Below are 22,284 nucleotides of genomic sequence, written 5' to 3'. Positions count from 1 at the left end.
CAATACGTAGTTGATACCGACCGGGAGAACAACATGAATAGACCACTAGTCTGTGTGGTCGATGACGACGACGCTGTTCGTCTGTCGATTGGTCTGCTCGTCGAAACCCTCGGCTTTCCGGTGCGCTGTTATCGAGGTGCCATGGAGTTCCTGGATGACGGCGAGGCGCTCGAAACGGCCCATTGCCTGATTCTCGATGTGCGGATGCCCGGCCTGAGCGGGCTTGGCCTGCAGGATCGCCTCGGTCGCCTCGGCCAGCGCCTGCCCATCATCTTCGTGTCGGCCCATGGCGACGTGCCGATGGTCGCGCGGGTGATGCGCGAAGGCGCTTTCGATTTCCTGCAGAAACCCTTCAACGAGCAGGTCCTGCTCGATCGCGTCAATGAAGCCGTGCAGGTGGCGGCCCAGCGCCGTCTGGAAGGAGCGTGGTGGACCGAGATACAGGGGCGCCTGGATGGGCTGACCACCCGGGAGCGGGACGTCATGGACGGCATGGTCGCCGGACGCCTCAACAAGCAGATCGCCGAGGATCTGGGGATCAGCATCAAGACGGTCGAGCAGCACCGCGCACGGGTCATGGAAAAGCTGCAGGTCGAATCCCTCGCTGAGCTGGTCCGGCTCGTCATCGAAGTCCGTTATCACGCGCACTGAGGCTGAACTAAGGGTTTTCCCTGTATTGGCGTGGGGGAAATGCCGTCTTCATGGCTATGCCCAGCGATGACATACTCCGTCCAACTTCTTTGCTGCACCGCGATGTGCAGTCCGGACAAGGCCGTGGGCCTGGCGGAACAGGATGGAGAAGGATGGGGGAGACACCCATGGAAATAGGTCAACTCGATAGGAGGTTTGAATGACCGTGGTCAGCATTGCACGTTTTGCGCCGCTGCAGGGCGCCGAGCTCGACAAGTTCATCGAACTGGCCCAAGGGCTGGCAGATCAGGCGGAGAAGCTCGTGCGACTTCAACTCGAGAGCAGCCTGGAGTTTGCCCGTGACGCTCTGGCAGGCTCCGCAAACCTGCTCGAAGTGCGTGATGTGGCTGGCTTGGCCGACTGGCAAGCCCGTTTTTTCCAGCCGCAGCTGCAGCGTTCGTCCGAAAGTGCGCGTGAGCAGTACGAGGTGCTGCTGGAGGCTGGCCAGTTGTTCGCCGAGGCGTTCCGGAACTCCGCCAGTACGGTGACTGGTCAGGTCCGGCACAACATCGATCGCCTGGCGGAAGGTGCCCCGGCCGGTTTCGATGTATGGTTTGATGTCCTGCGCAGTGGTGTCGAGGCCCAGGTGGCGGCCTTCGAGAACCTCGGCAAGGTCGGCGAGCAGATCAGGGATGTGGCCCTCGCCGTTCCGGCCGCCAAGCCGGCTGTCAGTCCCCGCCGGGAGGCTGCCCGCAAGACCGCTTGATTGAGGGGGAGAGAAAGAGGCGCGGTAACGCGCCCGCGAAAGGCCGTCCATGCAGACGGCCTTTCGTTTTTGGATCGTGTAGTACCATCGCGCCCATGCCGGAAACCCCTGAAGATCTGTACGCCCGGGCCTACGGGGCCCTCATGTGTCCTGACCCTGCCGAAAAATCCAGGTTGGTGGCGCAACTTTGCCAGGACTGGGAGCAGGGCGTGTTGCCGATCCCCGCCGACGGCGGTGATTGCCCTGTGCTGGCGGTGATCGATGCCGGCAGACCGGCCCGGCCCGAATTGATCGAACATACCTCCGTGCCGCATCGCAAGCCTTCGTCCGCCGAAGGGTTGGCCGCGCTGCTGCATGCGATTGCCCATATCGAATTCAACGCCATCAACCTGGCACTCGACTGCGTCTACCGCTTTCGCGGCTTGCCAGCGGATTTCTATGCCGGCTGGCTCCAGGTGGCGGCGGAAGAGGCGTACCACTTTGGCCTGGTGACCGCGAGGCTCGCTGCGGTGGGCTTTGCCTACGGTGACTTTCCGGCCCATCGCGGCTTGTGGGACATGGCACTCAAGACCGCCAGCGATCCCCTGGCACGCATGGCCCTGGTGCCGCGGGTGCTTGAGGCGCGGGGCCTGGATGCCACGCCGCCGATCGTGGCGAAGCTGCAAAAGGTCGGCGACGAGGCGACGATCGCGGTGCTCGACATCATCCTGCGCGACGAGATCGGCCATGTGGCGCTGGGCGACCGCTGGTTCCGCCATTTCTGCGCTGAGCGGGGGCTGGAGCCGGAGGAAACTTATCTCGCCCTGATGACCGAATTCGACGCCCCTTGGCCACCCAAGCCCCTGAACGTCGAAGCCCGCCGGAAGGCGGGCTTCAGTGCCGGAGAGATTGCCCGGCTGGAAGGCGGCCGGCCCCGCCGGAACGGGGCCTAGGCGGGGCTCACAGCGAGCCGTAGGAATGCAGGCCTGACAGGAACATATTTACGCCGACGAAGGCGAAGGCCGTCACCAGCAGGCCGATCACCGCCCACCAGGCCAGCATCGGGCCGCGCAGGCCCTTGGTCAGGCGGATGTGCAGCCAGGCCGCGTAGTTCAGCCACACGATGAAGGCCCAGGTCTCCTTCGGATCCCACTGCCAGTAGGTGCCCCAGGCTTCGGCCGCCCACAGGGCGCCGAGGATGGTGGCGATGGTGAAGAACGCGAAGCCAATAGCGATGGCCTTGTACATCACGTCGTCCAGCACCTCCGCGGGCGGCAGGCGGCTGGCCAGGATGCCCTTGCGCACCAGCAGGTCGGCCACGCCGATCATCGCCGCCAGTGCAAAGGCGCCGTAGCCGATGAAGTTGGCCGGCACGTGCACCTTCATCCAGTAGCTCTGCAGCGCCGGGATCAGCGGCTGGATCTCCTGGGCCTCGCGGGAGAAGGTGTACCACAGCAGGAAGGCCACCGCCGCCGAGATCACCAGCAGCACGAAGGCACCCATCCGGCGCGTTGCGTAGTGGCCCTCGTAGTACAGGTAGAGCAGGCCGGTGATCAGTGAGAACAGCACGAAGACTTCGTACAGGTTGCTGATGGGGATGTGACCCACGTCGGTGCCGATCAGGTAGCTCTCGTACCAGCGCACCAGCAGGCCGGTGGTGCCCATCGTCACTGCGCTCCAGGTCAGCGCGGAGCCGGTCTTCTCGGCGAAGTCCGAGCGGGCGATGAGGCCGATCCAGTAGGCGCCGGTGGCGATGAAGAACAGCGCGCTCATCCACATGATCGCTGTCTGGCTGGAGATCAGGTACTTGAGGAAGAAGGCTTGCTCGGCGCGGGCCAGGTCGCCGCCGTACAAGTTGATGCTCAGCAGGGCCAGCGCCGTGGCCGCGGCCAGGAAGATCCGGAAGGGCTTCCAGGCCCAGCCGATGGTGGCCAGCGACGGAATGACGGCGATGAGGATTGCCTTGTCGTAGATGTCCATGAAGGCGCCGTACTGGCTCAGGGCGAAGCCGGCTGCGCAGACGAGAGCCAGCGCGAACAGGCCGTCGCCAAGGCCGATGCGGCGCAGCGGGGACGGGGTTCCAGAGTGGGCGATGTCCATCGAAATGACCTCGGATCAGGATTGGGCGGGCGGCGTCGCGGCTGGGTCGAGCAGGGCCGCGATGGCCTTGCGGTGGCGCAGGAAGGCCTCTTCCACGTCCATCGACTTGCGGTTGGCGCTGAGTGCCACCAGCGCGTCGCCGCTGTGTTTGATCAGAACGAAGAGCCGGCGTTCGCGGATGTAGAGCATCGCGAAGACGCCCAGCACCAGCAGAAGAGAGCCGAAATACACTACCGGCTTGCCTGGCGAACGGGTCACCTGCAGCACCGTGGCGCGTACTTCCTCGAAACCGGTGAGCTGTAAGTACACCGGTGCGCCGTAGTGCAGGCTGTCGCTGGTGGCGTTGAGCGAGTCACGCAGCAGGCGGCCGAGCTTCTGGTCCAGCTCCGGCGCGGGCTGACCAGCGGCACTGCGGGCCAGCTTCCAGGCCTCCCAGGCCGAGCCTTCAAGGATCTTCACGAACACGTCGGCGGCCTTGTCCCGCTCCGCGGCGGGCACCGTGCTTTCGATGAACTTGCCGAGGCTCTCGAAGCCGCCGAGGGCGAACAGCTCCAGGGTCTTCTGGGTTGTCTCGTGCAGGCGTGCGCGTACCTTCTCGCCGGCGTCGGCTCCCAGCGCAGTGGCCACGAAGCGGCTGGCAATCTCCGCGTGGCGGCTCTTGTCGAGCAGCATGCTGCGGATCGCGAACCAGCTGTCCGGCTTGCCGTCCTGGTCCATCGGGATGCGCATGAAACGGAACGGCGCTGCCGGCGAGTCGCGCATGCCGGCCAGCATGTACCAGGCGCCGTCCTGTTCGATCGGCAGCATGTAGTTCTGGTATTCCCGGGCCTGGCCGGCGGAATCGCGCAGCTTGTACTCGAAGCTCGGGCCGACGTTGCGCAGGTCTTTCTTCGACACCGAGCGGGCGCCGCTGCCGAGGTGCTTCTCGAGCCTGGCTACGGCGCTGGTTTCAACCTGCTCCTCGTTGGCCATGTTCTCGATGTTGAAGGGGCGGAAGCTGCCCAGCTCCACGGTGTAGTCGAGCCCGTCCTGCTTCAGCTTGATGGCCTCGCCGACGGTGGCATCGGTCGGGAAGGGCGCCTTGCCGCCGCTGCGCAGGTCGTGGCCGAGCAGGTGCAGGCGCGAACCGCCGTCCTCGAAGCTGGCCTGGTACATCATGATGCCGTCGAACTCGAAGGGCTTGTTTACCTCGATGGTCTTCTCGACGGTCTTGCCGCTGGCCTTATCGGTGATCAGGATGTCGCTGGCGAAGCGCTTGGGCATCCCGGTGGAGTAGTGCTCCAGGTGGAACTTGTGCAGCGACACCGTGAAGGGCAGATCCTGCAGCAGGATGCCGTCCTTCACGTTGAGGATCGCCACGTTGGAGCTCTTGCCTTCCGGGATGAAGACGTTGCCGCGGAAGCTCCAGTTGTCCAGGCCGAGGCGGCTTTCCGGCTTGATGTCGGAGATCAGCTGGTTGCCCGAGGTGGTCGTCTTGCCGCCGAGGGCCATCTGCATCTTGAGGGGCAGGTTGCCGTCCAGCAGGCCGCCGATGCAGATCAGCACGATCGCCGCGTGGGCCAGGAAGTAGCCGATGCGCGTCCAGCTGCCCTGCTTGGCGGCCAGCAGCACGCCATCCTCGCGGGCGCCGACCCGACTCTGGAAGCCGTTGGCGGCCAGGTAGGCCTGCACCTTCTGTGCCGCATTGTCAGTGGGAAGCGCGGTGCGCAGCCGTTCGTGATGCTGGAAAGCGGCCAGCGAGGCTTCCTTCGCATGTTCGCGGAAGCTGCGCATGTCCTTCAGCATCGGCTGGGTCTGGCGGATGATGCAGGCCGTGGTGGACAGCACCAGGAAGGCCAGGATGAGCAGAAACCAGGCGGAGTTGTATACCGCGTAAAGCCCTAGCTCCTCGAAGATCGGGAACCAGTAGGGGCCGAACTGGTTAAGGTAGTTGTTGTAGGGCTCGTTCTGCTTGAGCACCGTCCCGATGATGGAGGCGATCCCGAGGACGGTCAGCAGGCTGATCGCAAAGCGCATCGAGCTGATCAGCTCGTAGAAGGCGCGGGAAGTGCTGCGCTGTCGCATGAATGGCGTCGAGATAAGCGGGACTGGAACGGAAAGAAGGGGTGGCCTAGACCACCCCTTCTTTATAGTCGGACGGCGCGAAAAGGCGCCTTGACTCAGCGCAAGCCGGCGGCGAAGTCGGCGACGGCCTTGATTTCCGGATCGGTCATCTTGAGGGCGATGGTGCGCATCATCTTGTTCGGATCGTTGGCACGCTCGCCAGCACGGAAGGCCTTGAGCTGGGCTTCGGTGTAGTCGGCGAACTGGCCGGACAGGCGCGGGAACTGGGCGGGCAGGCCGGCACCGGCGGGGCCGTGACAGGCGGCACAGGCGGGGATGCCGCGCTTCAGGTCGCCGGCGCGCCACAGCTTCTGGCCGAGTTCGATGGAGGCCTTGTTCTTGGCGGCTTCGGGCTTGAGCTGCTGGCCGGCGAAGTATGCGGCCAGGCCCTTGATGTCGTCGTCGGACAGGGGGGCGGCCATGCCACCCATCACCGGGTTGGCGCGCTCAGCGGGCTTGCCGTCCTGGCTCTTGAAGTTCCGCAACTGCTTGGCGAGGTATTCCGCATGCTGGCCCGCGAGTTTCGGGTTGGTGGGGATCTGGCTGTTGCCGTCGGCGCCGTGGCAGGCGACGCAGACCGTTTCTGCAGTCTGCTTGGCCTTGGCCAGATCGGGTTGGGCGGAAGCCTTTTCTTCAGCCTGAACCGCACCGGTGGCCAGAAGCAACGAAAGCAGCAGGGAACGCTTGATCATGATGTCCTCGGAAGCCAAGAATGTGGAAGTCTCAAACCTGCTATTCTATAGCAATTCCAGTCATTTGCGCGATGCAATATAGCCCTGACGCGCAAGCTCCACGCCATTCCCCATGCCTCTCTTCCGCAACGCCCAGTTTGAAATTTCCATTGCCAAGGCCAGCGGCCTGCCGGCGCCCCGTGGTGCCGAGATCGCCTTTGCCGGCCGCTCCAATGCCGGCAAGTCGAGCGCCATCAACACCCTGGCCAACCACACACGGCTGGCTTATGTGTCCAAGACGCCAGGGCGTACCCAGCTGATCAATTTCTTCCGCCTGCAGAACGGTGCCGTGCTGGTGGATCTGCCCGGTTACGGTTACGCCGAAGTGCCGGAGGCGGTGCGCCGCCAGTGGCAGCACCTGCTCGAGGATTACCTGACTCGCCGGCCCAATCTGATCGGCCTGGTGCTGATCATGGATTCGCGGCATCCGCTCAAGGAGCTCGACCGCACGATGATCGGCTGGTTTGCGCCGAGCGGGCGGCCGATCCACGTGCTGCTCACCAAGAGCGACAAGCTCACCCGCAGCGAAGCCGCCGCCACCCTTGCGGCAGTCCGCAAGGAGCTCGCGCCCCTCGGCGAGCACGTGACCGTGCAACTCTTTTCCAGCCTAAAGAAGACTGGGGTCGAGGATGTCGAAAAGGTGGTTGGTGGCTGGCTCGCCGGCCTGGAGGGGGAGGCTGCCGACCGCTGATCGGGCATGACGAAGGAGTGTTTTGGGCGACTTTGTGTTAAAACATATGGCATTGTGCAGTGCTTCAATTTTTTCGTGAGTCCTTAGTCCGCCATGGAACTTCAACCCGTCATCCTTTCCGGAGGCTCCGGCACCCGCCTGTGGCCCCTGTCCCGCGAGCAATACCCCAAGCAACTGCTGGCGCTGGTCGGTAACGACACCATGCTGCAGGCCACGGCCGGTCGGCTGAGTGGCTTCCGCGGACGTCTGCCGGTGGCCGCCGAGCCGGTGGTGGTGTGCAATGAGGAATACCGTTTCGTGACCGCCGAGCAGCTGCGCTCCAGCGGCAAGAGCAGCGGCAACATCGTTCTGGAGCCCTTCGGCCGCAATACCGCGCCGGCCCTCACGCTGGCCGCGCTGGCGGTGCAGGAGGCCGACCCGGTGCTACTGGTAATGCCGGCTGACCACGTGATCCGTGACCTGGATGGTTTCCAGGGCGCCATCGATGCGGGCATCCCGGCTGCGCTGGATAACGCTATCGTGACCTTCGGTATCGTTCCCGATCACGCCGAAACCGGCTACGGATACATCCGCTTCGGCGCCGACCGCCCGGACGGCAGCAAGGCCATCGCCGCCTTCGTCGAAAAGCCCGATGCGGCTACCGCCCAGCGTTATCTCGATAGCGGCGAATATCTCTGGAACAGCGGCCTGTTCATGGTCCGTGCCAGCGTCTGGCTCAAGGCCATGGCGCAGTTGCAGCCCGCAATGCACGCCGCCTGCGTGGCCGCCTGGAATGCCGGTTCCCGCGACGCCGATTTCGTGCGCGTCGGCAAGGACGCCTTCAAGGCCTGCCCGTCCGACTCCATCGACTATGCGGTGATGGAAAAGCTGGCAGGTGCGACCGATCTCGGCATTTCCGGCAGCGTGGTGCCTATGTCCGCCGGCTGGTCCGACGTCGGCGCCTGGGACGCCCTGTGGCAGATCGCCGACAAGGACGAGGCGGGCAACGTGGCGCGGGGTGACGTGTTGTTCGAGGATAGCCGCAACACCCTCGCGTATGCCCAGGACCGCATGGTCGCTTGCGTCGGTCTCGATGATGTTGTTGTCGTTGAAACGCCCGATGCGGTGCTGGTTGCGCGCAAGGACAAGACCCAGCACGTCAAGCAGATCGTCGCCACCCTCAAGGCAGGCCAGCGCAGCCAGGCCTCGGCCCACCGCAAGATCCACCGCCCGTGGGGCTGGTACGACTCCATTGATGCCGGTCCGCGTTTCCAGGTCAAGCGCATCGTCGTCAATCCCGGCGCGCGCCTGAGCCTGCAAATGCATCACCACCGGGCTGAGCACTGGATCGTCGTGAAGGGAACTGCCGAAGTCACCAATGGCGACAAGGTCTTCCTGCTCGGCGAGAACGAATCCACCTACATCCCGCTGGGGCATGTGCACCGTCTCGCCAATCCGGGCAAGTTGCCCCTCGAAATCATCGAGGTGCAGTCCGGCGCCTACCTGGGCGAGGACGATATCGTGCGCTTTGAGGACAAGTACGGCCGCGGTTGAGCGGCAGGGAAGGGGCCGGCTTCATGCCGGCCAGTGCTGCAATGAAAACCGGCCGTTTCAGGCCGGTTTGTTCATGAAGCCGAAGCGGGTAGAAACGTCGGCCTGGTTGATGCGCCCGACGGGCAGGTGTTGCCCGCCCCAGTGAAGCGTGATTGCGCTATCAGCGGCTTCAAGGTCGCCGTCGAGATGGTCGAGCAGCGCTGCCAGGTCGCGGTCATCGAGCAGCGCAATGCCGTGCTCGCTGCCCAATAGCAGGTTGCCGTGCTCGTCCAGCCAGGCGCTGTCGAGTGCCGTCACCTGCAGGCCGGTATGTGTTTCCAGCTGGCCGGGGGCCGCCAGGCGCAGGATCATCGGTGTGTAGTCGAGATCCACGAAGACCTGCTGCGGCCCGTTCTGGAAGAACCAGCGGCCATCCGCCGTGGCCAGGTAGTTGCGGCCGATGAAGCCACGCAGCCCGGCATGGCGGATCGGCCCTTCGGGTACCCACCATTCTCCGCGCCGACTCAGGCGCAGCCAACCCGTGCACGAGGGCACATTGGGCCATTTGGCCAATGCCTGGCGGACGGCTTCATCCATGGTGGTCGGGCGTCCCGATGCTCACCACATCTTCCACCACGGCCGGTCGCTGGGAACGGCGCCGTTGGCGGTGAGGTAGCGGCTCTTCGGGAAGTTCTTGCGCAGCACGCGGTCGGCGTCGTCGCGCAGGTCGTTCATCTTCAGTGCATCGTAGCTCTTGACCATCAGGAACAGGGCTTCCTCGGTCGCCGGCGACTGGGGGAAGTCCTTGATCGTGCCCTGGGCCCGGTTGGCTGCCGCCACATAGGCGCCGCGATTGTAGTAATAGCGGGATACGTGCACTTCGTAGGACGCCAGTGCATTCACCAGGTAGCGCATGCGCAGCGTCGCGTCCGGCGTGTACTTGCTGTCCGGGAAGCGCTGGCTCAGTTCCTTGAAGGTGTCGAAGGAGGCGCGGGTGGCTTTGGGGTCACGCTCCGACAAGTCCTGGTTGGCCAGCGAACCAAGCAGGCCCAGGTCCTCGTTGAAGTTCGCCAGGCCCTTCAGGTAGTAGGCGTAGTCCACGTTCGGGTGGTTGGGGTGCAGCTTGATGAAGCGGTCGCAGGCGGCGATGGCCGAAGCCGGCTCGTTCGACTTGTAGTAGGCGTACGCCACTTCGAGCTGGGCCTGTTGGGCGTAACGGCCGTAGGGATAGCGCGATTCGAGTTTCTCGAACATCTTGATGGCGCGATCCCAAGCGCCGTCCGACATGGAGTCCTTGGCTTCGGAATACAGCTTCTGGGCGTTCCAGCCGACGGTTTCGTCCGCCTGGTCGGGGAGGCCGCTGCAGCCGGCGAGCAGCAGGAAGCCGGTAAGCGTTAAACTACGCAGGGTGAAATGCGCCATTGAAAACTCATTGGAAGAAGACTGGCTCGATTATAGCCCAGCCTCTTCTTCCCCTTCGCCGCGACGCGAGTCGATTCCTGACGAATGTGCTGGTCTCCGGGTAGACCAAGCGCTCGCACGCCTTTTTCCTGAACATTCCCGTAGTCGCCTGCAGTCCTGGCTGAAGTCCGGGCGGATCCTCGTCAACGGTGCTTCGCCGGACGCCAAGTCCAAGGTCTGGGGCGGCGAGACCCTGCATGTCAGCCCGGAGCCATCCGAGGCGATGCTCGCCGAGCAGGCCGAGGACATTCCGCTGGACGTCGTCTTCGAGGACGACACGATCATCGTCATCAACAAGCCGGTCGGGCTGGTCGTCCATCCGGGCAGCGGCAACTGGTCCGGCACGCTGCTCAACGCGCTGCTGTTCCACAACCCATCCTTCCGCGAATTGCCGCGGGCCGGCATCGTGCATCGGCTGGACAAGGACACCAGCGGCCTGCTGGTGGTGGCCAAGACCCTCGAGGCCCAGACCGATCTGGTGCGTCAGCTGCAGGCGCGCACCGTCAAGCGCCACTACTTCGCGCTGGTGCATGGCGAGCCAGCGCCGAGCGGGGAGGTGAATGCCCCTATCGGCCGCCATCCGGTCCAGCGTACCAAGATGGCCGTCGTGCCCGGCGGCCGCGAGGCGGTGACCCATTACCGCGTCGTCGAGCGCTTCGCCCGCGCCAGCCTTATCGAGTGCCAGCTGGAAACCGGCCGCACCCACCAGATCCGCGTCCACATGGCGCACATCGGCCACCCGCTGGTCGGTGACGCCACCTACGGCAAGGCGCGCAGCGCCGACCCGCGCCTGGATGCCTTTCCGCGCCAGGCGCTGCATGCCTGGCAGCTCGGCCTGGTGCACCCGCGGACGGGCGAGGCCGGCCGCTGGAGCGTGCCGCTGGCCGCCGACATCGAGAGCCTGCTGGCCGTCTTGCGCGAAAGTCCCAAGCCATGAGTTCCGCCGCCTGGATTCGTCCCGACTGGCCTGCGCCCGCCAACGTGCGGGCCCTGTCTACTACCCGTAGCGGTGGCTGCAGCCCGGCACCGTACGACGCCTTCAACCTTGGCGGGCATGTCGGTGATGAGCCGGCCCTGGTGGCCGCCAACCGCGCAGCGCTGCGTGCCGAGCTGCCGGACGAGCCGTGCTGGCTGAATCAAGTGCATGGCACTGCGGTGGTTGATGTTGCTGAATACGCCGGCGTGCCTGATGCTGATGCCGCAGTCAGCCGCGTCCCGGGCAAGGTCTGCGCGGCGATGACGGCCGACTGCCTGCCGGTGCTGTTGTGCGACCGTGCCGGCACCGTCGTCGCTGCGGCTCATGCCGGCTGGCGCGGCCTTGTCGATGGCGTCATCGAAGCCACTGTCCAAAAGATGGCCGTGCCGCCGTCCGACGTGCTGGCCTGGCTAGGCCCGGCCATCGGTCCGCAAGCCTTCGAGGTGGGCGATGAAGTGCGCGCTGCCTTCATAGCCGTGGATCCTGCCGCCGATGCCGCCTTCCGCCCCGGCGCCCGGCCCGGCAAATGGTTGGCCGACATCTACTTGCTCGCCCGTCAGCGCCTGGCCCGGTTGGGCGTCACCGCCGTGTATGGCGGCGATGCCTGCACCGTCACCGAAAAAGACCGCTTCTTCTCTTATCGTCGCGATGGCCGCACCGGCCGCATGGCCAGCCTGATCTGGCTGGCCTAAGTCCTGGCAGTCGAGGCGACGACTAAAGCTATACTGCCCGGCCCCCTGAAAGCTGTAGAACCATGACCCCCCTTGCTTGGATCATCTTCATGAGTTTCGCCGGCGGCCTGCTCAGCGTGCTGGTCGCCTCCGGGTTCGCCTTTGCGGCGCGCCCCAACTGGGTGCCCATCCTGATCAGCTACGCCATCGGCGCCTTGCTCGGCGCCTCCTTCCTGGAAGTGCTGCCTCATGCCATCGAGGCTGCGGAAAGCCCCGAGCACGCGGCGATGAACGTCCTGGGTGGCATCTTGTTGTTCTTCGTGCTCGAAAAGCTGGTGCTGTGGCGCCACTGCCATGACGAAGGCTGCGACGGGCACGAGCACCACCACCACGGCGGCCACGATCATGGGCGCAGCGGCCTGCTGATCCTCGTCGGCGACACCTTTCACAACTTCGTCGATGGCATCCTCATCGCCGCGGCTTTCGTCGAGAGCACGCCTCTCGGCATCGTCACCGGCCTGGCCATCATCGCCCACGAAATCCCGCAGGAGGTCGGTGACTTCCTGATCCTGCTGCACTCCGGCTACAGCCGCGCCAAGGCCTTGGCCTTCAACCTGCTGTCCAGCGTGGCAACCCTGGTCGGCGGCCTGCTTGCCTATTTCGCGCTGTCCCGTGTGCAGGCGCTGGTGCCGGTGTTCCTCGCCCTGGCGGCCGCGAGTATGATTTACGTGGCCGTGGCTGATCTCATTCCGGGTTTGCACAAGCGAACGGAATTGCGCGCCACCATCCAGCAGGTATTATTGATTGCCGCCGGCATTGCCTCCATCGTCTTTGCCCATCCCCTCGCCGAGAGGGCGCTGGGCTAAACGGCGACGGCGGCGGGCCGATGTGCCAAAAATCCATAAAAACAGGGAGAGCGGCGCAAGCCCATAAAACAAGAACGTAAGAACGGCGCCGACAACCGTGGTTTCAGCCACGGTAGCCATCAAGGCGACGAAAATCCAAGCGATAGCAACAATATACATACCCGGATTCTACAGGCCGTCGTACGGGCCCGGGGTCGAAACGCGCGTCGTCCGAATGCCGCCTTCGCCCGCTCCGGAAACCACTGCGCTGTGATTTTCCTGGTCGGAAACAACAAAGGAGAGCTGGATGTCTGTAACACCGGAGCAGTCCGCAGAAGCCCTGCAGGGCATGTTCAAGTTCGGCCAGTCCCTGGCCGAAGGTTTCCTCGATTTTCTCGGCAAGCAGAACGCCGCGATTCAGCAGGTGGCACCGACTGCAGCCCAGCAGATTCCGCTGCCCGAGGCCGCGGAGCTGACCGAGTTGCAGAAGTCCCTGGCTGAAGCGCACGCCCGCCTGTGGGCCAGCATGGCGCAGGCCAAGCCCGGCGAGCCTGTAACGCCGCTGGTCCAGCCGCAGCCCGGCGACCGCCGCTTCAACGCCCCCGAGTGGTCCTCCAGCCCGGTCTACGATTACATCCGCCAGGCCTACCTGCTCAATGCCGACTACCTCGGCAAGCTCGCCGACGCGCTGCCCATCGCCGACGGCCGGGCCAAGGCCCGCATGCAGTTCCTGACCCGCCAGTACGTCGAGGCCATGTCCCCGTCCAACTTCGCGGCGACCAACCCCGAATTCATCAAGACGGCCCTCGACACCAAGGGCGAGAGCATCACCCAGGGCATCAAGAACCTGATCGGCGACATGGAGAAGGGCCGCATCTCCATGACCGACGACTCGGCCTTCGAGATCGGCCGCAACCTGGCCACCACGCCCGGTTCCGTCATCTACGAAAATGAGCTGATCCAGCTTATCCAGTACGCGCCGCTGACCGACAAGGTCCATAAAACGCCGCTGCTGATCGTCCCGCCGTGCATCAACAAGTTCTACATCATGGACTTGCAGCCGGCCAACTCCCTGGTGCGCTTCATCGTCGAGCAAGGCTTCACTGTCTTCCTCGTATCGTGGAAGAACGCCAAGGCCGAGGAAGCCCACTTCGGCTGGGACGATTACCTGGAAAAAGGCCCGATCACCGCGCTGCAGGTTGTCCGCGAAGTCACCAAGGTGCAAAAGCCCCACGTGCTCGGCTTCTGCGTCGGCGGCACCATCCTGTCGTCCGCGCTCGCCGTGCTGCGGGCGAAGGGCGAGGACCCGGCCGAGAGCCTCACGTTGATGACCACCTTGCTCGACTTCAGCGACGCCGGTGAAATCGGCTGCCTGGTGGACGAAGCCTCGGTAGCCGCCCGCGAGGCGGCCATCGGCAAGGGTGGGCTGCTGCGCGGCCAGGAACTGGCCCAGGTTTTCTCCAGTCTGCGCGCCAACGACCTGATCTGGCAGTACGTGGTCGGCAACTACCTGAAGGGCAAGACCCCGGAAGCCTTCGACCTGCTCTACTGGAACTCCGACAGCACCAACCTGGCCGGCCCCTTCCTCGCCTGGTACCTGCGCAACATGTACCTCGAGAACAACCTGCGCGTACCCGGCAAGCTGGAGATGCTCGGCGTCAAGGTGGATCTCGGCAAGGTCGACCTGCCGGCCTACCTGCTCGCCACCCGTGAAGACCACATCGTGCCATGGGGCAGCGCCTACCTGGCGCGACAGCTCCTCGGTGGCGAAACCACCTTCGTGCTCGGAGCCAGCGGCCACATCGCCGGTGCCATCAATCCGGCCTCCAAAAACCGCCGTAGCTACTGGACTAGCGACTCCGCCGCATCGGTTCCGGAAGAATGGTTGCAATCTGCCACAGAACAGAAGGGCAGTTGGTGGCTGCACTGGATAGAATGGCTCAAACCGCGCAGTGGTAGCCAGGTGGCGGCGCGCAACAAGCCGGGCAATGCCAAGTACAAGGTAATCGAACCGGCGCCTGGACGTTACGTTAAAGAAAAAGCCTGATCCGGCCAGCCAGGCCGAAGACCGACAAAAACAATAAAGAACACGTCGGCAGTGAAAGAAGAAGGGGGGCACTGTCGACGTCTGCGCGACCCCCGCATACATCGAAACAAGGAGGGAGAAACACATGGCACGAGTTGCTTTGGTGACCGGCGGTATGGGCGGCCTGGGGGAATCGATCAGCATCAAGCTGGCAGCCCTTGGCTACAAGGTGGTCGTAACCTATTCGCCGGGCAATGCCAAGGCCGGCGAATGGCTGCAGACCATGAACAACATGGGCTACGGCTTCAAGGCCTATCCCTGCGACGTGGCCGACTTCGACTCCTGCAAGCAGTGCGTCGAACAGGTCACCGCCGACATCGGTCCGGTGGATGTGCTGGTCAATAACGCCGGCATTACCCGTGACATGACCTTCAAGCGCATGACCAAGGCCGACTGGGACGCCGTCATGAGCACCAACCTCGACAGCGTCTTCAACATGACCAAGCAGGTCATGGATGGCATGGTCGAGCGCAAGTGGGGGCGTGTCATCAACGTGTCGTCGGTTAACGGTATCAAGGGAGCCTTCGGGCAGACCAACTACTCCGCCGCCAAGGCCGGCATGCACGGCTTTACAAAGGCGCTCGCGCTGGAAGTGGCCAAATCCGGGGTCACGGTCAACACCATCTCGCCGGGTTACATCGGCACCAAGATGGTCACCGCAATCCCGCAGGAGGTCCTCGAAACCAAGATCCTGCCGCAGATCCCGATGAGCCGTCTCGGCAAGCCGGAGGAAATCGCCGGTCTGATTGCCTATTTGGCATCGGACGAGGCGGCCTTCGTCACCGGGGCCAACATCTCTATCAACGGCGGTCAGCATATGTTCTAATCGGTGTTCATCTGGCACCGCAACAAAAAGGAAAGTGAAATGACTCAACGCATCGCTCTCGTTACTGGCGCAGTCGGTGGTCTCGGCACTGCAATCGTCAAGTCCCTCGCTGCCGCTGGTGTCCGCGTGGTCGGCAACTTCTTCCCGGGCGATCCCGCCAAGGATGCGTGGGTTGAAGCCCGCAAGGCCGAAGGCCTGGACGTTCCGCTGTACGGTTTCGACGTGTCCGACTACGAGCAATGCAAGGCTGCGATTGAGCAGATCACCACTGAAGTCGGCCCGATCGACATCCTGGTGAACAACGCCGGCATCACCCGCGACAAGTTCTTCCCGAAGATGGAAAAGGGCCAGTGGGATGCCGTCATCGCCACCAACCTGACCAGCCTGTTCAACGTCACCCACACCATCTCCCCGAAGATGGCTGAGCGTGGCTGGGGCCGCATCATCAACATCTCCTCGGTGAACGGCGTCAAGGGCCAGGCTGGCCAGACCAACTACTCCGCCGCCAAGGCTGGCGTGATCGGCTTCACTAAGGCCCTGGCCGCCGAACTGGCCACCAAGGGCGTGACCGCCAACGCCATTGCCCCGGGCTACATCGGCACCGACATGGTCATGGCGATCAAGGAAGAAGTCCGTAACGCCATCATCGACACCGTGCCCGTCAAGCGTCTCGGCAAGCCGGAAGAAATCGGCGCAGCGGTGGTCTACCTGTCCTCCGAACTGGCTGGCTACGTCACCGGCGCCACCCTCAACGTGAACGGCGGCCTGTACTACCAGTAATCCCTGCCGCTGCAAACGTTGAAAAGCCCCGCCCCGTGCGGGGCTTTTTTCATGTGCGCCCGCATGGCAGCGCTTACCGTGGCGAAGGCGAAGGTGCTGTGGGGGCGAATTCATTCGCCCTCGATGCGTTCCTCAACCTCCGTGGGCGAATGAATTCGCCCCCACAGGGGGCCACAACTCCTCTCTACAGGGGCCCGCAGCCCTCACCGCTTCTCTCCCGCCCGCTGGGAATGACCGCAAGCGTGAAATCTCTCGCCGCCAGCTTCAGGCGCGGCGGGGCTTTTTCTTGCGCAGCGCAGTATAATCCCCCCGCGGCGACCCTATCGCCGAGGAGAAGACACAGATGGCCGATCAAATTCGCCTGATAAAAAAGTACCCAAATCGCCGCCTTTACGATACCCAGACCAGTTCCTACATTACGCTTTCTGACGTGAAGGAACTCGTCCTCGAAAATGCCAATTTCCAGGTCGTCGATGCCAAGACGGGCGAGGATCTGACCCGCAACATCCTGCTGCAGATCATCCTCGAAGAAGAGGCTGGCGGTGCGCCGATGTTCACCAGCGATCTGCTCTCCCAGATGATCCGCTTCTATGGCAACGCCATGCAGGGGATGATGGGCAAGTACCTCGAGAACAACATCAAGGCCTTCACCGACATGCAGGCCAAGCTGCAGGATCAGGTCCGCTCGGTTTACGGTGAAAATGCCACCGTCAGCCAGGATCTGTGGGCCCAGTTCCTGAACTTCCAGGGGCCGGCCATGCAGAGCATGATGGGTGCGTACATGGAGCAGAGCAAGAAAATGTACGCCCAGATGCAGGAGCAACTGGACAGCCAGACCCGTAACCTGTTTTCCGGCTTCCAGTTCCCCAACTTTGTAAGCGGCTTCCCCGCCGACAAAAAGGACCAGCCGGCGCCCACCAGCGAGCCGCCTGGTACGCAAAACAAATAAACCCAACGGGGCCGCGCTGTTACGCGGCCCTTGTGCTTTTCCCCTTCAGGTTTTCAGCGCATGACCCAAGCCAAGCACCCGGCCGCTCCCAAAGTCGGCTTCGTTAGCCTCGGATGTCCGAAGGCCCTTGTCGATTCCGAGCACATCCTCACCCGCCTGCGGGCCGAGGGCTACGAGATCTCCCCTTCCTACGAGGGCTCCGATCTCGTCGTCATCAACACCTGTGGCTTCATCGATGCCGCGGTGGAAGAATCCCTCGATGCCATTGGCGAGGCCCTGGCCGAGAACGGCAAGGTCATCGTGACCGGCTGCCTGGGGGCCAAGGACGACGTGGTGATGGCGGCCCATCCGCAGGTGCTGGCCGTCACCGGCCCGCATGCCACTGAAGAGGTCATGCACGAGGTGCACAAGCACCTGCCCAAGCCCCACGATCCGTTCATCGATCTGGTGCCGCCGCAGGGCATCAAGCTGACGCCCAACCACTACGCATATCTCAAGATTTCCGAAGGCTGCAACCACCGCTGCACCTTCTGCATCATCCCGTCGATGCGCGGCGACCTGGTCAGCCGTCCGATCGGCGACGTGATGCGCGAGGCCGAAAACCTCGTCAATGCCGGCGTCAAGGAACTGCTGGTGGTGTCTCAGGACACCAGCGCCTATGGCGTCGACACCAAGTACCGCACCGGCTTCTGGGGTGGCAAACCCGTTCGCACCAAGATCTACGATCTCTGTAACGCCCTCGGCGACCTGGGCGTGTGGGTGCGTCTCCACTACGTGTACCCGTACCCCAGTGTGGATGAGCTGATTCCGCTGATGGCCGAAGGCAAGATCCTGCCGTACCTCGACGTGCCCTTCCAGCACGCCAGCCCGCGCATCCTCAAGGCGATGAAGCGTCCGGCCAGCACCGAGAACAACCTCGAGCGTATCCGCCGCTGGCGCGAGATCTGCCCGGATCTCACCATCCGCTCCACCTTCATCACCGGCTTCCCCGGCGAAACTGATGCAGATTTCGAAGAGCTCCTGCAGTTCCTTGAAGAAGCCAAGCTCGACCGCGTCGGTGCCTTCGCCTACTCGCCGGTCGAAGGCGCAGCCGCCAACGATCTGCCCGATGCCGTGCCCGAGGAAATCCGCGAAGAGCGCCGCATCCAGTTGATGGAATTCCAGGAAGACATTTCCACCGCCCGCCTGGAGCGCTTCATCGGTCGCGAGATGACCGTACTTGTCGATGAAATCGACGAGGAGGGCGCCCTGGCCCGTTCGCCTGGCGACGCTCCGGAGATCGACGGCTTGGTCATCATCCCTGCTGGTGAAAACTTGCAGGCCGGCGAATTCGCCCGCGTCCGCATCACCGACTGCGACGTGCACGACCTCTACGCCGAGCCGATCTGAAAGCCCGTTAATGAAACCCCGCGCCGTCAGCCACCGACCCAGGGCGAATGAATTCGCCCCCACGGTAAGTGGCAAGGCGCGCGCCCCTGTGGGGGCGAATTCATTCGCCCGTCACTCGTCATCTCCAACCCGACCATGAAACGCGCTCCCCGCATCGGCATCGCCCTCGGCAGTGGTTCCGCGCGGGGTTGGGCGCACATCGGCGTGCTGCGAGCGCTGGCGCGGGAGGGGATCGAGCCGACCATCATCAGCGGCTGCTCCATCGGCGCCTTCGTGGGTGCCGTAGCGGCAACGGGTGACCTCGAAAAGCTCGGCAACTGGGTCGAAAGCCTGGGCTGGCAGCATGTCGTCGGTCTGATGGACATGGGCCTGCGTGGCGGTCTCATCAAGGGCGACCGCCTCATCTCCTTCTTCGAACGCCAGTTCGTGGACCGGGACTTTACCGCGTTGCCGCATCTGTTCGGTTGCGTCGCCACCGACCTGCACAACGGCCACGAGGTCTGGCTGCGGGAAGGCAGCGTCTCGGCGGCGGTGCGCGCCTCCATCGCGCTGCCCGGCCTCATCGCGCCGGTGTGGCAGGACGGTCGCCTGCTGGTTGATGGCGCCCTCGTCAATCCGGTGCCGGTCTCCCTGGCCCGTGCGATGGGGGCTGATCTGGTCATCGCCGTCGAACTCAACTCCGATGTGGTTGGTTGGGCCTGGCGCAACCGGCCGCCGGCAGGGCAGGGGGGCGAGCCCGCCAATGGGAATGGCAATAGCAATGGCAACGGCGCTGCCTATTGGTCCCGCAAGCTCCTCGCCCGCTTCGGCCGCAACGGCAAGCCGGCCACCGGCAGCAATGACGGCGATGCCGGCGCCGACAGCGATGAGCTGCCGTCCATGCTCAGCGTGATGCAGGACAGCATCTCCATCATGTCCGTGCGCATCGCCCGCAGCCGCCTGGCGGGCGAACCGGCCGACGTCCTCATCTCCCCGCGCCTTGCCCAGCTCGGGTTGATGGACTATCACAGAGGCGCCGAAGCCATCGCCGAAGGCGAGGCCGCCGTCGAACTGGCCCTGCCCGCCATCCGGCGCGTCCTCGAGCAGCGCTGACAGCCCGCGGCGCGCGCTGCGCGGCGGGGCTCCTGTACTTACTTCCTGCATAGCGAGTTCCACCTATGTCTGCATTGATCGACACCCTGCGCGAAATCGTCGGCACGCCCCACTGCCTGTCCGCCCACGCAGACATGGCACCCTTCCTCACCGACTGGCGTGGCCGCTACACCGGCACGGCGCAGGCCGTGGTGTTTCCGGCGGACACCGCCGAAGTGTCCGCCGTCGTGCAGGCGTGCGCGGCCAGCGGCACGCCGATCGTGCCCCAGGGCGGCAATACCGGTCTGTGTGGCGGTGCCACGCCGCTGCCCGACGGCGCGGCGGTAGTTGTCAATCTCTCCCGCCTGCGGCGCATCCGCCGGATTGACCCGGCCAACAACGCCATCACCGTGGAGGCCGGCACGCCGCTGGCCGTCGTCCAGGCCGCCGCCCGGGAGGTAGACCGCTTTTTCCCCTTGTCCCTCGCCAGCGAAGGCTCCTGCGAAGTCGGTGGCGTGATCTCCACCAACGCCGGCGGCGTGCAGGTGCTGCGCTACGGCAATACCCGCGAGCTGGTCCTCGGCCTCGAGGTTGTCCTGCCTGACGGCCAGGTCTGGAACGGCCTGCGCAGCCTCCGCAAGGACAACACCGGCTACGACCTCAAGCACCTATTCATCGGCGCCGAAGGCACCCTGGGCATCGTCACCGCTGCCACTCTCAAGCTGTTTGCGCGCCCGCGCAGCAGCGTCACCGCTTGGCTGGCGGTGGGCAGCCCCGCGGCGGCGGTGGCATTGCTGTCGCGCCTGCGCAGCGTAGCCGGCGACCGGGTGACCGCCTTCGAGCTCATCGGCCGCACGCCTCTCGAGCTGGTACTGCAGCACATCCCTGGCGCTCGCGATCCGCTGGACAGCGCGCATCCGTGGTACGTGCTGGTGGAACTGACCGACACCCGCCAGGACGCCGGCCTGGTCGAACTGCTCGAGGGCGAGCTAGAACGGGCCATTTCTGAGGCAGCGGTGCACGACGGCGTCGTGGCTCACTCGGAAAGCCAGGCAAGCGCCCTGTGGGCCCTCCGCGAAAACATCTCTGAAGCGCAAAAACGGGAAGGCTTCAGCATCAAGCACGACATCTCCGTGCCCGTCAGTGCCATCCCGGAATTTCTCGAAAGGGCAGGGCAGGCCCTTGAAGAGGCCCATCCGGGCATCCGGGTGGTGGCCTTCGGTCATCTCGGCGACGGCAATCTCCACTACAACCTCTCCCGCCCCCTGCGCGACGAAAACGACGCCTTCATTTCACGCACACCCGAAGTGGGGCGCATCGTGCACGACTTGGTGGCCGCCCTTGACGGCTCCATCTCGGCGGAGCACGGAATCGGCCAGTTGAAGCGGGATATCCTGCCGGTCTACAAATCGGCAATTGAATTGGAATTGATGCAAAGCATCAGAAAAATGCTGGATCCAGCAGGGATAATGAATCCCGGCAAGGTGCTATGACGGAAGGGAATGTGGAGGGGCGCTGACAGCTTGGTGTCAGAAAATTTTACACATGCTGGTTGGGCGACGAACCCAGCATGAGTTTCACGTTAAATTACCGTGGCTTATGGCATGTGGAACAAAGATTGCATCTGGTTTTCATGTGAAGAGTTCTGCCAACCCAGAAAGTCATGTGGGTTGGTTTAGTTGTCCTGAATTTAAATCTGTGAAACCAGCGGAAAGGGCTTAAGCATGATCAAGAAGCAACTCGCAATCGCCATCGGCGCCGCACTGACCTTCGGTGGCGTCAACGCCGCCAACGCCGGTGTTTATACCTCCACTGCCGACTTCAGCGGCAACTTCGTCATCTCTGGCTTCAGTGATGCCACCCCCGACAGCTTTCAAATCAAACTGACTAACGTTAAGGGCCTGCTGGATCTCAACGTTCCGAATCGCGGTGTCATTTCCGCCGAGCGCAAGGGCGATGTCGCCCTGGACGTGTCCCCCAAAGTCCCCGGTGCCGAACTGGTCTCCCATGTGCCGAACTGGATTACCCTCGGCACCGGCGAGATCACCAGCACTGGCCTGACGGGTTCCCACTTTGTTTACGATTTCAACACCAATACCTTCACCTCCAACGGTGCTGCGGTGACCGGTGGCGCGTTCACGGGTGGTGCCAGCTCCCTCAACTTGCTGCTCGGTAACATCTTCGGACCGCTGGGCGGCGCTATTGGCGACGGCTCTGTGTCCGTGCAGCACACCCTGGGCAATGGCACTTGGACCATCGACGTGACCGAAACCGACAAGAACGGCAGCGGTTTCAGCGGCCTCTTCTACGCGCTGGACAACGGCCTCGTCCCCGCCCCGCTCTCCCAACTGTTGGGTAATAAGGATGGCAAGATTGATGGCCTCTTCGCCGTCAATGGCGCCGTACGCCTGACCGTTCCTGAGCCCGCTTCCATGGCTCTGGTCGGTTTCGGCCTGGCCGGCATGGCTGCCCTGCGTCGTCGCAAGGCTGCCTGATCGCCTTCCTTTCCTCGGAAAGGGTAAAAGCCCCGCTTTGGCGGGGCTTTTTTCGCCCGCATTGACCGTTTTTCGGGCAAAGTTCTACTCGTCACGCTCCGGTGAGCGCTTTATCTTCAAAAAGTGGTTTACAAACACCGGATTGATGACTAAAATGCGCACTTCTTCGACGGGGGTATAGCTCAGCTGGGAGAGCGCTTGCATGGCATGCAAGAGGTCAGCG

The 22,284-nt window shown here is 63.7% G+C and carries 21 protein-coding genes; 16 read left to right on the top strand and 5 right to left on the bottom strand.

Annotated elements, in window-relative coordinates:
• The first annotated feature begins 33 nt into the window (after window positions 1–33).
• The 3 genes from ACE3RX_RS20070 (at window position 34) to ACE3RX_RS20060 (ending at window position 2,328) form a co-directional block, all read left to right on the top strand.
• On the top strand, window positions 34–651 hold the full coding sequence (locus ACE3RX_RS20070) for a response regulator transcription factor (RefSeq protein WP_374486741.1): 618 nt from the start codon (window positions 34–36) through the stop codon (window positions 649–651).
• A gap of 199 nt (window positions 652–850) precedes the next feature.
• Window positions 851–1,396, top strand: coding sequence for a phasin family protein (locus tag ACE3RX_RS20065; protein ID WP_374486740.1), 546 nt, complete (start codon window positions 851–853; stop codon window positions 1,394–1,396).
• A gap of 95 nt (window positions 1,397–1,491) precedes the next feature.
• Entirely contained in the window at window positions 1,492–2,328 is an 837-nt protein-coding gene (locus ACE3RX_RS20060) for a ferritin-like domain-containing protein (RefSeq protein WP_374486739.1), read from the top strand.
• A gap of 7 nt (window positions 2,329–2,335) precedes the next feature.
• Here ACE3RX_RS20060 and ccsB read toward each other — a convergent pair whose 3' ends face one another.
• The 3 genes from ccsB to ACE3RX_RS20045 all read right to left on the bottom strand — a co-directional run bounded on the left by ccsB (window position 2,336) and on the right by ACE3RX_RS20045 (window position 6,270).
• A complete protein-coding gene (gene ccsB, locus ACE3RX_RS20055) occupies window positions 2,336–3,475 on the bottom strand; it encodes a c-type cytochrome biogenesis protein CcsB (protein WP_374486738.1) in 1,140 nt (379 codons plus the stop codon).
• A gap of 15 nt (window positions 3,476–3,490) precedes the next feature.
• Window positions 3,491–5,539 carry a cytochrome c biogenesis protein ResB gene (locus ACE3RX_RS20050; protein ID WP_374486737.1) on the bottom strand — a complete coding sequence of 683 codons (2,049 nt, stop codon included), beginning with the start codon at window positions 5,537–5,539 and terminating at the stop codon, window positions 3,491–3,493.
• A gap of 95 nt (window positions 5,540–5,634) precedes the next feature.
• Window positions 5,635–6,270 (bottom strand): cytochrome c, encoded by a 636-nt coding sequence (locus tag ACE3RX_RS20045; RefSeq protein WP_374486736.1) that lies wholly within the window; start codon window positions 6,268–6,270, stop codon window positions 5,635–5,637.
• A gap of 112 nt (window positions 6,271–6,382) precedes the next feature.
• Between ACE3RX_RS20045 and yihA the strand changes: the two genes are divergently transcribed.
• Complete coding sequence (gene yihA, locus ACE3RX_RS20040; protein WP_374486735.1) at window positions 6,383–7,000, top strand: ribosome biogenesis GTP-binding protein YihA/YsxC; 618 nt, start codon at window positions 6,383–6,385, stop codon at window positions 6,998–7,000.
• 93 nt (window positions 7,001–7,093) lie between these two features.
• Window positions 7,094–8,533 carry a mannose-1-phosphate guanylyltransferase/mannose-6-phosphate isomerase gene (locus tag ACE3RX_RS20035; protein WP_374486734.1) on the top strand — a complete coding sequence of 480 codons (1,440 nt, stop codon included), beginning with the start codon at window positions 7,094–7,096 and terminating at the stop codon, window positions 8,531–8,533.
• Window positions 8,534–8,590: 57 nt separating this feature from the next.
• On the opposite strand, the gene ACE3RX_RS20030 is transcribed toward ACE3RX_RS20035, so the two are convergent.
• Both ACE3RX_RS20030 and ACE3RX_RS20025 read right to left on the bottom strand, forming a co-directional pair.
• Complete coding sequence (locus tag ACE3RX_RS20030; RefSeq protein WP_374486733.1) at window positions 8,591–9,109, bottom strand: DUF2946 family protein; 519 nt, start codon at window positions 9,107–9,109, stop codon at window positions 8,591–8,593.
• Between the two features lie 21 nt (window positions 9,110–9,130).
• Window positions 9,131–9,934: an outer membrane protein assembly factor BamD gene (locus ACE3RX_RS20025; protein ID WP_374486732.1), complete on the bottom strand. Its 804-nt coding sequence runs from the start codon at window positions 9,932–9,934 to the stop codon at window positions 9,131–9,133.
• Between the two features lie 10 nt (window positions 9,935–9,944).
• On the opposite strand from ACE3RX_RS20025, the gene rluD reads away from it, so the two are divergent.
• The 11 genes from rluD (at window position 9,945) to ACE3RX_RS19970 (ending at window position 22,061) form a co-directional block, all read left to right on the top strand.
• On the top strand, window positions 9,945–10,910 hold the full coding sequence (rluD, locus tag ACE3RX_RS20020; RefSeq protein WP_374486731.1) for a 23S rRNA pseudouridine(1911/1915/1917) synthase RluD: 966 nt from the start codon (window positions 9,945–9,947) through the stop codon (window positions 10,908–10,910).
• Window positions 10,907–11,641 (top strand): peptidoglycan editing factor PgeF, encoded by a 735-nt coding sequence (gene pgeF / locus ACE3RX_RS20015; protein WP_374486730.1) that lies wholly within the window; start codon window positions 10,907–10,909, stop codon window positions 11,639–11,641. The genes rluD and pgeF overlap by 4 nt, the downstream gene beginning before the upstream one ends.
• 62 nt (window positions 11,642–11,703) lie before the next feature.
• Window positions 11,704–12,486, top strand: coding sequence for a ZIP family metal transporter (locus ACE3RX_RS20010; protein WP_374486729.1), 783 nt, complete (start codon window positions 11,704–11,706; stop codon window positions 12,484–12,486).
• Window positions 12,487–12,772: 286 nt separating this feature from the next.
• Entirely contained in the window at window positions 12,773–14,512 is a 1,740-nt protein-coding gene (locus ACE3RX_RS20005) for a PHA/PHB synthase family protein (RefSeq protein ID WP_374486728.1), read from the top strand.
• A 124-nt stretch (window positions 14,513–14,636) separates the two neighbouring features.
• Window positions 14,637–15,377, top strand: coding sequence for an acetoacetyl-CoA reductase (phbB, locus tag ACE3RX_RS20000; protein WP_374486727.1), 741 nt, complete (start codon window positions 14,637–14,639; stop codon window positions 15,375–15,377).
• A gap of 39 nt (window positions 15,378–15,416) precedes the next feature.
• Window positions 15,417–16,157: an acetoacetyl-CoA reductase gene (gene phbB / locus ACE3RX_RS19995; RefSeq protein WP_374486726.1), complete on the top strand. Its 741-nt coding sequence runs from the start codon at window positions 15,417–15,419 to the stop codon at window positions 16,155–16,157.
• A gap of 343 nt (window positions 16,158–16,500) precedes the next feature.
• Window positions 16,501–17,106 carry a polyhydroxyalkanoate synthesis repressor PhaR gene (gene phaR, locus ACE3RX_RS19990; RefSeq protein WP_374486725.1) on the top strand — a complete coding sequence of 202 codons (606 nt, stop codon included), beginning with the start codon at window positions 16,501–16,503 and terminating at the stop codon, window positions 17,104–17,106.
• A 60-nt stretch (window positions 17,107–17,166) separates the two neighbouring features.
• A complete protein-coding gene (gene rimO / locus ACE3RX_RS19985) occupies window positions 17,167–18,495 on the top strand; it encodes a 30S ribosomal protein S12 methylthiotransferase RimO (RefSeq protein ID WP_374486724.1) in 1,329 nt (442 codons plus the stop codon).
• 135 nt (window positions 18,496–18,630) lie between these two features.
• Window positions 18,631–19,587: a patatin-like phospholipase family protein gene (locus ACE3RX_RS19980; RefSeq protein WP_374486723.1), complete on the top strand. Its 957-nt coding sequence runs from the start codon at window positions 18,631–18,633 to the stop codon at window positions 19,585–19,587.
• 65 nt (window positions 19,588–19,652) lie between these two features.
• Entirely contained in the window at window positions 19,653–21,059 is a 1,407-nt protein-coding gene (locus ACE3RX_RS19975; RefSeq protein WP_374486722.1) for an FAD-binding oxidoreductase, read from the top strand.
• 231 nt (window positions 21,060–21,290) lie between these two features.
• Window positions 21,291–22,061 carry a PEP-CTERM sorting domain-containing protein gene (locus ACE3RX_RS19970; protein WP_374486721.1) on the top strand — a complete coding sequence of 257 codons (771 nt, stop codon included), beginning with the start codon at window positions 21,291–21,293 and terminating at the stop codon, window positions 22,059–22,061.
• Window positions 22,062–22,284 lie beyond the last annotated feature (223 nt).

The organism is Zoogloea sp. (genome assembly GCF_041914405.1).
Taxonomy (GTDB): Bacteria; Pseudomonadota; Gammaproteobacteria; order Burkholderiales; family Rhodocyclaceae; genus Zoogloea.
The sequence above is the reverse complement of the archived record's forward strand: the minus strand, read 5'-3'. Positions and strand labels throughout refer to the sequence as shown.